The organism is Asticcacaulis sp. AC460 (assembly GCF_000495795.1).
Classification (GTDB): Bacteria; Pseudomonadota; Alphaproteobacteria; order Caulobacterales; family Caulobacteraceae; genus Asticcacaulis.
Genome location: NZ_AWGD01000021.1, coordinates 1 through 12094 on the forward strand (window position 1 = coordinate 1; position 12094 = coordinate 12094).

Sequence of the window (12094 nt, forward strand, 5' to 3'; positions counted from 1 at the left end):
CTGGGCGCCTTCTTTGCCGGCATGGTGATGCGCGAGTCGAAGTTCGCGCACCGGGCAGCGGAAGAGTCGTTGCCGTTGCGCGATGCGTTTTCCGTGCTGTTCTTCGTATCGGTCGGGATGTTGTTCAATCCGATGGTGTTGGTCGAGGCGCCTGGTGCTGTGCTCGCCGTGGTGGCGATTATCATTCTGGGTAAGGGGTTGGCGGCGGCGGTTTTGGTGTTGGGCTTCCGCTATCCGCTGAAGACGGCGTTGATGGTCTCGGCTGGGTTGGCGCAGATCGGCGAATTCTCGTTTATTATGGCGGGCTTGGGCGTATCTCTTGGTCTGCTGCCTCAGGAGGGGATGAACCTGATCGTCGGCGGGGCTTTGATTTCCATCGCCATCAATCCGTTCCTGTTCAATGCGGTCGATCCGGCGCGCAACTGGCTGGGCCGGGTTGCGTTTTTCCGCAAGCTGGAGACGCGGGAGGAGCCCTTGGCGGAGCTGCCGCAGGTTACGGACGAGCGGTATCTGAAGGGCCAGGTGGTTTTGGTGGGGTATGGACGGGTCGGGCGGCTGATCGCTGATGTTTTGGCGGCGCAGGCCATTCCGTGTGTCGTCGTTGAGGAAAACCGCGAGCGGGTTGAGGATTTGCGCGGTGAGGGGAAGCCGGCGGTTTATGGTGACGCGTCGCAAGTCGAGGTGCTGCTCCAGGCCCATATCCTGAATGCGGCCATGCTGGTCGTGGCGACGCCGGACCTGCTGAATGTCCGCCAGATGGTCGAGGCGGCCCGCAGCGTCAATCCGGCGATCGAGATTGTACTTCGTACGCATAGCGAGGGTGAGGAAGAATTCCTGCGCAAGGAGAAGCTGGGGACGATCTTTTATGGTGAAGGGGAGTTGGCCAAGGGGATGACGGCTTTTATCCTGGAGCGATTCCACGCCAAGCCGGCAGCGGCGTAGTTCAGGGCATCCCGGCGACCGTAAGAATACCCCTCCACCCCTTCGGGGTCCCCCTCCCCACATGTGGGGAGGAGAAGATTTTCTGCCGCAATTTTGCCTTGATTCTCGCGGGTTTAGGCCGTCAAGAAAATTATTGATAAACGCTCTTTACGAACGGGGATAAGTGCGGTATGGCACGCTCCCCCTTAAGGCGTATTGCGTCTGAGTGGGACCCGCAGGCCGGCCTTATGCTCTTTCCGTCGGCGAAGGGTTTGGTTCCCAAAGAACCATAAACAATAGCGTCTTTGGCCAAAAGCCAAAAAAGAGCAGGCGCAAGGCAAGCTTTTGGTCCCTGGACGGGGCCTTCAACAAACCTCGCGCGCAGTCACAACTGCCTAACAATTTTCTCCAAGCGTTCACGCAAGGAACTGCAATGCCCTTAACCTTCACGCAGAAGAAGCGGATCCGGAAGTCTTTCGGCCGCATCCCCGAAGCCATTCAGATGCCGAACCTCATTGAGGTCCAGCGTTCGTCCTACGAGCAGTTCCTGCAACGCTTCGTCCGTGTCGCCGATCGCGTCGAAGACGGTCTCGAAGCGGTGTTCCGGTCGGTCTTCCCCGTGAAGGACTTCAACGAGCGCGCCACCCTGGAATATGTCTCGTACGAGTTCGAAGAGCCCAAGTACGACGTCGAGGAATGCATCCAGCGCGACATCACCTATGCCGCACCGCTGAAGGTCAAGCTGCGTCTGATCGTGTTCGAAACGGATGAGGACACCGGCGCCCGCTCCGTCAAGGACATCAAGGAGCAGGACGTCTATATGGGCGATATCCCGCTGATGACCGAGAAGGGGACCTTCGTTGTCAACGGCACCGAGCGCGTCATCGTCTCGCAGATGCACCGTTCGCCGGGCGTCTTCTTCGATCACGACAAGGGCAAGACCCACTCGTCGGGCAAGCTGCTTTTCGGTGCTCGCATCATTCCGTACCGCGGTTCGTGGCTCGACTTCGAGTTTGACGCCAAGGACATCCTCTATGTCCGTATCGACCGCCGCCGCAAGCTGCCGGCGACCTCCTTCCTGTTCGCCCTTGGCATGGACGGCGAAGAGATTCTGAAGACCTTCTACGAAGTCGTGCCCTACGAAAAGCGCGATGCCGGCTGGGTCACGCCGTACAAGTTCGAGCGCTGGCGCGGTGTGAAGCCGGAATTCGACCTGGTCGACGCCGATTCCGGTGAAGTGGTCGCGCCTGCCGGAACCAAGATCTCGGCGCGCAGCGCCAAGAAGCTGGGCGACACCGTCAAGTCGCTGCTGCTGTCGCAAGACGCCCTGATCGGCCGTTACCTGGCCGGCGATGCCGTCAACTATTCGACCGGCGAAATCTATGCCGAAGCCGGTGATGAGCTCGACGCCGCCTCGGTCAAGGCGCTGGAAGAGAACGGCTTTACCACAGTTGACGTTCTGGACATCGACCATGTCACGGTCGGGCCGTACATGCGTTCGACCCTGCGCGTCGACAAGAACAGCTCGCGCGAAGACGCCCTGTTCGACATCTACCGCGTCATGCGCCCGGGTGAGCCGCCCACGATCGAAGCCGCCGAGGCGATGTACAACTCGCTGTTCTTCGAACTGGAGCGCTACGACCTGTCGAGCGTCGGCCGCGTCAAGATGAACATGCGCCTTGAGCAGGACGTCGCCGACAGCGAGCGCGTGCTGCGCAAGGACGATATCCTGAAGATCCTCAAGATCCTGGTCGGCCTGCGCGATGGTCGTGGTGAAATCGACGACATCGACAACCTGGGCAACCGCCGGGTCCGTTCGGTCGGCGAACTGCTGGAAAACCAGTACCGTGTCGGCCTGCTGCGCATGGAACGCGCCATCAAGGAGCGCATGTCCAGCGTCGATATCGACACCGTCATGCCGCACGACCTGATCAACGCCAAGCCGGCTGCCGCCGCCGTGCGTGAATTCTTCGGTTCGTCGCAGCTGTCGCAGTTCATGGACCAGACCAACCCGCTGTCGGAAATCACCCACAAGCGCCGCCTGTCGGCCCTTGGGCCTGGTGGTCTGACCCGTGAGCGCGCCGGCTTCGAAGTCCGCGACGTTCACCCGACCCACTACGGCCGTATCTGCCCGATTGAAACGCCGGAAGGCCCGAACATCGGCCTGATCAATTCCCTGGCCACCCACGCCCGCGTCAACAAGTACGGCTTCATTGAAAGCCCGTACCGCAAGGTCGTCGACGGCGCCGCCCAGGAAGAGGTCGTCTACATGTCGGCCATGGAAGAATCCAAGCACGTCATCGCCCAGGCGAACATCGTACTTGATGGCGAGAAGAAGATCGTCGAGGACCTGGTCCAGGGCCGTGTCAACGGCGAACCGGGTCTGCAGCAAGCTTCTACCGTCGACTTCATGGACGTGTCGCCGAAGCAGGTCGTTTCGGTCGCCGCCGCCCTGATCCCGTTCCTGGAAAACGACGACGCCAACCGCGCCCTCATGGGTTCGAACATGCAGCGTCAGGCCGTGCCCCTGGTCAAGTCGGATGCGCCGTTCGTCGGTACCGGCATGGAAGAGGTCGTGGCCCGTGACTCCGGCGCTACCGTGGCCGCCCGCCGTTCGGGCGTCGTGGAACAGATCGACGGTACCCGTATCGTCGTGCGCGCCACCGAGGAAACCGATCCGACCAAGCCGGGCGTCGATATCTATCGCCTGTCGAAGTTCCAGCGTTCCAACCAGAACACCTGTATCAACCAGCGTCCGATCGTCAAGGTCGGCGACAAGGTGGCTTCGGGTGACATCATCGCCGACGGTCCGTCGACGGACCTGGGCGATCTGGCCCTGGGCCGCAACGTCCTGGTCGCCTTCATGCCGTGGAACGGCTACAACTTCGAAGACTCGATCCTGATCTCGGAACGCATCGTGCGCGACGACATCTTCACCTCGATCCACCTCGAGGAGTTCGAAGTCATGGCCCGCGACACCAAGCTGGGGCCGGAAGAAATCACCCGCGACATTCCCAACGTCGGCGAAGAAGCCCTGCGCAACCTCGACGAAGCCGGTATCGTCGCCATCGGCGCCGAAGTCCAGCCGGGTGACATCCTGGTCGGCAAGGTGACGCCGAAGGGCGAAAGCCCGATGACTCCGGAAGAAAAGCTGCTGCGCGCCATCTTCGGTGAAAAGGCCTCCGACGTCCGCGACACCTCCCTGCGCCTGCCGCCGGGGGTTGCCGGCACCGTGGTCGAAGTCCGCGTCTTCAACCGTCACGGCGTTGAAAAGGACGAACGCGCTCAAGCCATCGAGCGTGCCGAAATCGAACGTCTGGGCAAGGACCGCGACGACGAACTGTCGATCCTGGAACGCAACATCTACGGCCGCCTGAAGGAAATCCTGCTGGGCAAGAACGCCGTCTCGGGTCCGAAGGGCCTGGGCCGCGGTGAAGTCACCGAAGACAAGCTGGGCGAAATCTCGCGCGGCCTGTGGTGGCAGATCGCCCTGGAAGACGAAAAGATCATGTCCGAGATCGAGGCCATGAACCGTCAGTTCCAGGACGCCCGCAAGCGTCTGGACCGCCGCTTCGAGGACAAGGTCGAGAAGCTGCAGCGTGGTGACGAACTGCCGCCGGGCGTGATGAAGATGGTCAAGGTGTTCGTGGCGGTGAAGCGCAAGCTGCAGCCGGGCGACAAGATGGCCGGCCGTCACGGCAACAAGGGGGTTATTTCCAAGATCCTTCCGGTCGAGGACATGCCCTTCCTGGCCGACGGCGAGCACGTCGACATCGTTCTGAACCCGCTGGGCGTGCCGTCGCGCATGAACGTCGGTCAGATCTTCGAAACCCACCTCGGCTGGGCCTGCGCCAATATCGGCAAGCAGATCGGCCAGATGCTCGAAGACTGGCAGAACGGCGGTCAGCGCCAGGCCCTGATCGATCACCTGCAAACGGTGTACGGCAAGGACCAGGAACTGCCCGAGTCCGACGAAGACCTGATGGAACTGGCCCGCAACCTGACCCGCGGCGTGCCGATCGCCACTCCGGTGTTCGACGGCGCCCACATCAACGACATCGAAGACATGCTGGAACTGGCAGGTCTCAACCGTTCGGGCCAGTCGATCCTGTTCGACGGCCAGACCGGTGAGCAGTTCAAGCGTCCGGTCACCGTCGGCATCATCTACATGCTGAAGCTGCACCACCTGGTCGACGACAAGATCCACGCCCGCTCCATCGGGCCGTACTCGCTCGTCACCCAGCAGCCCCTGGGCGGCAAGGCCCAGTTCGGCGGACAGCGCTTCGGTGAAATGGAAGTCTGGGCGCTGGAAGCTTACGGCGCCGCCTACACCCTCCAGGAAATGCTCACCGTCAAGTCCGACGACGTGGCGGGCCGCACCAAGGTTTACGAGGCCATCGTCCGCGGTGACGACAGCTTCGAAGCCGGTATCCCGGAATCGTTCAACGTCCTTATCAAGGAAATGCGGTCCCTGGGCCTCAACGTCGAGCTGGAGAATGGGCAGTCGTAAGAAAAGGCAAGGGGCCGGAAGGCCCCTTGACCCCATGACTCGCCCGAACCGTTAAATTTAGTGCCAAGGCACATCGGAGTACTGGAATGAACCAGGAAGTCCTCAATATTTTCAATCCGGTCCAGGTCGCCCCGACCTTCGACCAGATCCGCATCACCCTCGCCAGCCCGGAGAAGATCCTCTCGTGGTCGTTCGGCGAGATCAAGAAGCCCGAAACCATCAACTACCGGACCTTCAAGCCGGAACGTGACGGCCTGTTCTGCGCCCGTATCTTTGGCCCGACCAAGGACTACGAATGCCTGTGCGGCAAGTACAAGCGCATGAAGTACAAGGGCATTATCTGCGAAAAGTGCGGCGTTGAAGTGACGCTGTCGCGGGTGCGTCGTGAGCGCATGGGCCACATCGAGCTGGCCTCGCCCGTCGCTCACATCTGGTTCCTGAAGTCGCTGCCGTCGCGGATCTCGATGATCCTCGACATGGCGCTGAAGGACGTCGAACGCGTTCTGTACTTCGAGAACTATATCGTTACGGAACCGGGACTTACCTCGCTGAAGCTCAACCAGCTTCTCACCGAGGATGAGTATTTCCGTTGCCAGGAAGAGTTCGGCGACGACAGCTTCACCGCCGAAATCGGCGCCGAAGCCGTCCGCAACATGCTGATGGCGATGGAGCTCAACGAGATCGCCGAAAAGCTGCGTGCCGACCTGGTCGACAACACGTCGGAAATGAAGGGCAAGAAGCTCTCCAAGCGTCTGAAGCTGATCGAAAGCTTCATCGAATCCGGCAACCGTCCGGAATGGATGATCCTGACCGTCGTGCCGGTCATCCCGCCGGAACTGCGTCCGCTGGTGCCGCTGGACGGTGGCCGTTTCGCCACCTCCGACCTGAACGACCTGTATCGCCGCGTCATCAACCGCAACAACCGTCTGAAGCGTCTGATGGAACTGCGCGCGCCGGACATCATCATCCGTAACGAAAAGCGGATGCTGCAGGAATCGGTCGACGCCCTGTTCGACAACGGCCGTCGCGGCCGTGTCATCACCGGCGCCAACAAGCGTCCGCTGAAGTCGCTCGCCGATATGCTGAAGGGTAAGCAGGGCCGCTTCCGCCAGAACCTGCTGGGCAAGCGCGTCGACTATTCCGGCCGTTCGGTTATCACCGTCGGTCCGGAACTGAAGCTGCACGAGTGCGGCATCCCCAAGAAGATGGCGCTGGAACTGTTCAAGCCGTTCATCTACGCCCGTCTCGACGCCAAGGGCCTGTCCGGCACCGTCAAGCAGTCGAAGCGCATGGTCGAGCGTGAACAGCCCCAGGTGTGGGATATCCTCGAAGAGGTCATCCGCGAACACCCGGTCATGCTGAACCGCGCCCCGACCCTCCACCGTCTCGGCATCCAGGCCTTCGAGCCCAAGCTGATCGAGGGCAAGGCCATCCAGCTGCACCCGTTGGTCTGTTCGGCCTTCAACGCCGACTTCGACGGCGACCAGATGGCCGTGCACGTTCCGCTCTCGCTGGAAGCCCAGCTGGAAGCGCGCGTCCTGATGATGTCGACCAACAACATCCTGTCGCCCGCCAACGGCCGCCCGATCATCGTACCGTCGCAGGACATCGTCCTGGGGCTGTACTATCTGTCGCTGACTAAGGAAGGCGAACAGGGCGAAGGCATGATCTTCTCGGACCTCAACGAGGTCCAGGCCGCGCTCGACGCCGGCGCCGTGTCCATGCACGCCAAGGTCAAGTGCCGCTTTACGCAGAAGGATCCGGACGGCATCGTGCGCACCAAGGTGGTCGACACCACCCCGGGCCGCATGAAGATCGGCGCCCTGCTGCCGTATAACGAAAACATCGGCCTGAAGGTCCTGGATCGCACCCTGACCAAGAAGGAAATCGGCAACCTGATCGACATCGTCTACCGCCACTGCGGTCAGAAGGCGACGGTGATCTTTGCCGACCAGATGATGGCGCTGGGCTTCAAGGAAGCTGCGCGCGCCGGCATCTCGTTCGGCAAGGACGACATCGTCATCCCCGACACCAAGAAGGGGATCGTCGAAGAAACCCGTCACCTGGTCGAGGAATACGAGCAGCAATACGCCGACGGCCTGATCACCAAGGGCGAAAAGTACAATAAGGTGGTCGACGCCTGGTCCAAGGCGACCGACCGCGTTTCCGACGAAATGATGAAGGAAATCTCGCGCAAGCATAAGGGTGCCGACGGCCGTGAACTGGAGATCAACTCGATCTACATGATGGCCAACTCGGGCGCCCGCGGCTCGCAGGCCCAGATGAAGCAGCTGGGCGGCATGCGCGGCCTGATGGCCAAGCCGGACGGTTCGATCATCGAGACCCCGATCATCTCGAACTTCAAGGAAGGTCTGTCGGTTCTCGAATACTTCAACTCGACCCACGGCGCCCGTAAGGGTCTGGCCGACACCGCGCTGAAGACCGCTAACTCCGGTTACTTGACCCGCCGCCTGGTCGACGTTGCCCAGGACTGCATCATCATGGAAACTGACTGCGGCACGACCCGGGGCATCACGCTCAAGGCCGTCGTCGAAGGCGGTGACGTGCTGGTCTCGCTGGGCAATCGCGTCCTGGGCCGCACCACGGCCGAGGACATCAAGGACACCGGTTCCGGCGAAGTTGTGGTCGATGCCGACACCTATATCGACGAAAACGTCGCCGAAGCCATCGAGGCGTCGGGCGTGCAGTCGGTGAAGGTCCGTTCGGTCCTGACCTGCGAAGCCGATCTCGGCACCTGCGCCTACTGCTATGGTCGTGACCTGGCCCGCGGCACCCGCGTCAACATGGGTGAAGCGGTCGGCGTCATCGCCGCCCAGTCGATCGGTGAGCCGGGCACCCAGCTGACCATGCGTACCTTCCACATCGGCGGCACCGCCACCGTTGCGGAACAGTCCTTCCACGAAACGACCTCGGACGGTGTCGTGAAGGTCTCGGGCGGCAACACCGTCCGCGGCACCCACGGCGATCTGATCTCGATGTCGCGGAACCTGATGATCACCATCCACCACGACGGCAAGGACCGCGAGACCTACAAAGTCGGCTACGGTTCGCGCCTGCGCGTCGAGGAAGGCTCCCAGGTCAAGAAGGGCCAGCGCCTGGCCGAGTGGGACCCGTACACCACCCCGATCATCACCGAAGTCGGCGGTAAGGTCCGTTATGAAGACCTGACCGACGGCCAGTCCGTCCGTGAAGAAACCGACGAAAGCACCGGCATCACCAACCGTGTGGTCGTCGACTGGCGCGGTTCGGCCAAGTCGGCCGACGTCCGTCCGGCCTTCGGCATCATCGACGACGCTTCGGCGTACAAGAAGATGTCGTCGGGCGCCGATGCCCGCTACATGCTGCCGGTCGGGGCCATTCTGTCGGTCGGTAACGGCGACGAGGTCCGGCCGGGCGACATTCTCGCCCGTATCCCGACCGAAGGCGCCAAGACCCGCGACATCACCGGCGGTCTGCCGCGCGTCGCCGAACTGTTCGAAGCCCGCCGTCCGAAGGATTGCGCCGTCATCGCCGAAATGGATGGCCGCGTCGAATTCGGTCGCGACTACAAGAACAAGCGCCGCATCAAGATCACGCCGGAGGACGGTTCGGAGCCGGTCGAGTTCCTGATCCCGAAGGGCAAGCATATCTCCGTCCATGACGGCGATATCATCCAGCGCGGCGACTACATCATCGACGGCAACCCGGATCCGCACGATATCCTGCGCATCCTGGGTGTCGAAGCCCTGGCCGAATACCTGGTCAACGAGATCCAGGAAGTCTATCGCCTGCAGGGCGTGCCGATCAACGATAAGCATATCGAAGTGATCGTGCGCCAGATGCTGCAGAAGGTGGAAATCCTCGACGCCGGCGACACCGGTCTGATCAAGGGCGACCACCTCGACAAGACCGAAGTCGATGCCGAAAACATCAAGGCGGAAAAGCGTGGCGGCCGTGCGGCCCTCACCCAGGCCGTCCTGCTGGGCATCACCAAGGCGTCGCTGCAAACCCGCAGCTTCATCTCGGCGGCATCGTTCCAGGAAACCACCCGCGTCCTCACCGAGGCTTCGGTCCAGGGCAAGATCGATACCCTGGATGGCCTGAAGGAAAACGTCATCGTCGGCCGTCTGATCCCGGCCGGCACCGGCGCCTATCTGCGCTCGCTGCAACGTATCGCTACCAAGCGCGACGAGCAGCTGTCGCATCAGCGCGAAGAGTCCATGGAGCCCCTGCCGGCGGAAGTTCTGCTGGAAGGCCCGGTCGCCGGCGAGTAATCGCAGGCATTGGCTTTGGATACACAGAACCCCCGGTTCCGGCCGGGGGTTTTTTGTTGCCGTACCTTGAAGAATATGGGGGTAGGCAATGGAAACACCGGCGGGCCAAATCCCCCACCGTCTCATTTGCTTCCAGCAAATGATCCACCTCCCCGCATAGCGGGGAGGGATAAGTTATTTATAATGCTCAATTTTTAGGTTTACGTCATCTCCATCACTCAGGGGAAATGGCCGTTGAAGTGTATGGAGCAGTAGGCCCATGGTGAGGAGAGCGGTGAGGCAGTTACCGTGCACCTTTGGCGCGGGCGGTGCCTTCCAGGGCAGCGCAGTTGGCGTTTTTGGCGTAGTCGAGATTGACGAACGGCAGGACCGTCTGGAACACGACCGCCAGACCGCCCTGGACGATGGCCGGCTTGGGGTCGATGCCGAACTTGGGTGCCGCCAGGTTGCCGCCGATGATGATCGGCGCATTGACGTGGGTCAGGCGGAACTTCTTCGGCTTGCCTTTCAGCACCAGGTCCAGGCGTTCATTGGCCAGGTTGATCGTGCCCTTGCCCGTTACCTGGACGACTTCGGTATCGAGGACCAGTTGCTGCGATTGCAGCACGCCGTTGGTCAGCTTGAAATTGGCCACGCCGCAGCGGATAGGCGTTTCCTTCTTCGACTTCGACAGCAGAAGGAAGACGCCCTTGGTGGGGTTGACGCCCATCAGCTCGGCCAGGCTTTGGCGCACCGTGCCATCTGGCATGACGATGGCAACCTGGCCATTGGCGGTCGAGGCGGCCTTATGGACCGAGTTGCCGGTGCCGGTCGCCTGGACACGGGCGCTCAAAGAGCCTTCGGCCGGCGGGCGGCCGCGGAAATAGGGCACGAAATCCTGAAGGCGGACATTTGTCAGGCGCAGGTCGATCGTATTGGTCTGGGTGTCGGTGCGGGCGTCGATCTTCGCCGTGCCTTGCAGGCGCCCTTGCGGGAAGGAAATATCGATCGGGTTGAGGTTCAGCAGACCCTTTTTCAGGTCGACGCCGAGGCTGACCGCGCGCATGGGCAGGTTGGGTGTGGCGCGGACGGATATGGCTTTGTAGGTGACGTCGGCGTCCATGCCGCGAACGCGGGCGACGTCCAGCGGCGCATCGGGCAGCAGGCGGCGCGAGGTGCTGGCGCCCGACGGGGTGGCTGTGACGTCGGCGCCTTGCGGTGTATTCGCGGCGGTCGCCCCAAAAACGGCGCCCAGGTCTTGGAAGTCCAGGCTTTTTGAGGCGAGTTCGCCGATCAGGTAAGGACGGCCGTCCTTCTGCAGTTCGACCTTGAGCGCGCCGTGCAGGTCGCTGCCGCCGACTTTGCCGTTGATGCCGTTGATATGGTAGATGCGTTCGTCGCGCGTGACCTTGGCCGAGATGCGGTAGGCCGGGGTGTTGGGCAGGGTCAGGCCGGTCAGGTAGTACAGGTCGGCCAGGTTGCCGCCATTGACCGCGACATTACCTGTCAATTGGCCCAGGTTGAACGGCCGGGTAACCTGGCCCGTTGCCGTGAGATAGGTGTTGCCGGCGCGGGCCTTGATTTCGAGCGGGTAGGGGCGATCGGTGCGGATATTGAGCAGCGGCCCGCCGGCGGCTTCCAGCTCGAAGACCTTGCCGTTGAGATTGCCGTCGCCTGTCAGTTGGAAGGCCTGACGGTTGGCGGTGGCTGTTTCATGGGCGTTGACCGTGCCTTTGAAGGTGATGCCGCGCTGCATACTGTTGAATACGATCGTACCGTCGCGGATGATGAAGTTCTTGATCGGCGGCAGCTTGGTCGGCTCGCCCTTCTTCGTGCCGTCGCTGAAGTCCCAGTTCGCGCGGCCTTGGGCGTCCTGGTAGAGAAAGACATTGGGTTTCGTGACTTCCAACCGCGGCAGGACAAGCCGGCCGATGAATAGCGGCAACAATTCGGTCTGAACGGCCAGGTTTTGGATGTCGGCGACGTGCTGGGTCTTTCCGGTTTTCAGCGCCCAGTCGGGTTCTGCGATCTTCAGGCCGCCCACCGTGGCCGACGGGGTGAAGCTGAACAGGTGGACGCGGAGATTGCCTTCGATGGCAACTGGGCGGTGCAGTTTGCCGGACGCAATCGACGACACGATGCCGCGCGCCCAGTTCCAGTTGGGGTTGGCCAGGGTAATGATGATCGCGATCAGGATAAGGACGATGGCGCCGAGGATGATACGCGTCAGCATCGGCATGCGCTTCAAGGCCGCGACGATGGCGTGGGGAAGGGCCTTGAGCCATTTCCAGAACCCTTTTGCCCAGGCCATGACCAAATTGCGGCCTTGTCTTAGCCGGTCGGACATACTGGTGGGATGGTCCTTGTGTGGCCCTAAGGACGTGTTTCTGCTGCTCATGACACAAGCAGG

General features: G+C 61.8%; 4 protein-coding genes. 3 read left to right on the top strand and 1 reads right to left on the bottom strand.

The features are described 5' to 3' along the window. From ABAC460_RS36345 to rpoC, 3 genes are all read left to right on the top strand, one after another. Positions 1-942: NAD-binding protein (locus ABAC460_RS36345; RefSeq protein ID WP_023453628.1), on the top strand; the 942-nt coding region annotated here is incomplete at its 5' end. 412 nt (positions 943-1354) lie between these two features. Further along, entirely contained in the window at positions 1355-5431 is a 4077-nt protein-coding gene (gene rpoB / locus ABAC460_RS36350) for a DNA-directed RNA polymerase subunit beta (RefSeq protein WP_023453629.1), read from the top strand. A gap of 86 nt (positions 5432-5517) precedes the next feature. Further along, positions 5518-9705 (top strand): DNA-directed RNA polymerase subunit beta', encoded by a 4188-nt coding sequence (gene rpoC, locus ABAC460_RS36355; RefSeq protein ID WP_023453630.1) that lies wholly within the window; start codon positions 5518-5520, stop codon positions 9703-9705. Positions 9706-9988: 283 nt separating this feature from the next. Here the strand turns inward: rpoC and ABAC460_RS36360 are convergent, their stop codons facing one another. Further along, positions 9989-11995, bottom strand: a complete 2007-nt coding sequence (locus ABAC460_RS36360; protein ID WP_023453631.1) for an AsmA family protein — start codon at positions 11993-11995, stop codon at positions 9989-9991. Between the last annotated feature and the right edge of the window lie 99 nt (positions 11996-12094).

Bases quoted from the DNA above. Each gene is read 5' to 3' on its own strand.
- rpoB (WP_023453629.1), top strand. From the start codon at position 1,355: ATGCCCTTAACCTTCACGCAGAAGAAGCGGATCCGGAAGTCTTTCGGC.
- rpoC (WP_023453630.1), top strand. From the start codon at position 5,518: ATGAACCAGGAAGTCCTCAATATTTTCAATCCGGTCCAGGTCGCCCCG.
- ABAC460_RS36360 (WP_023453631.1), bottom strand. From the start codon at position 11,995: ATGGCCTGGGCAAAAGGGTTCTGGAAATGGCTCAAGGCCCTTCCCCAC.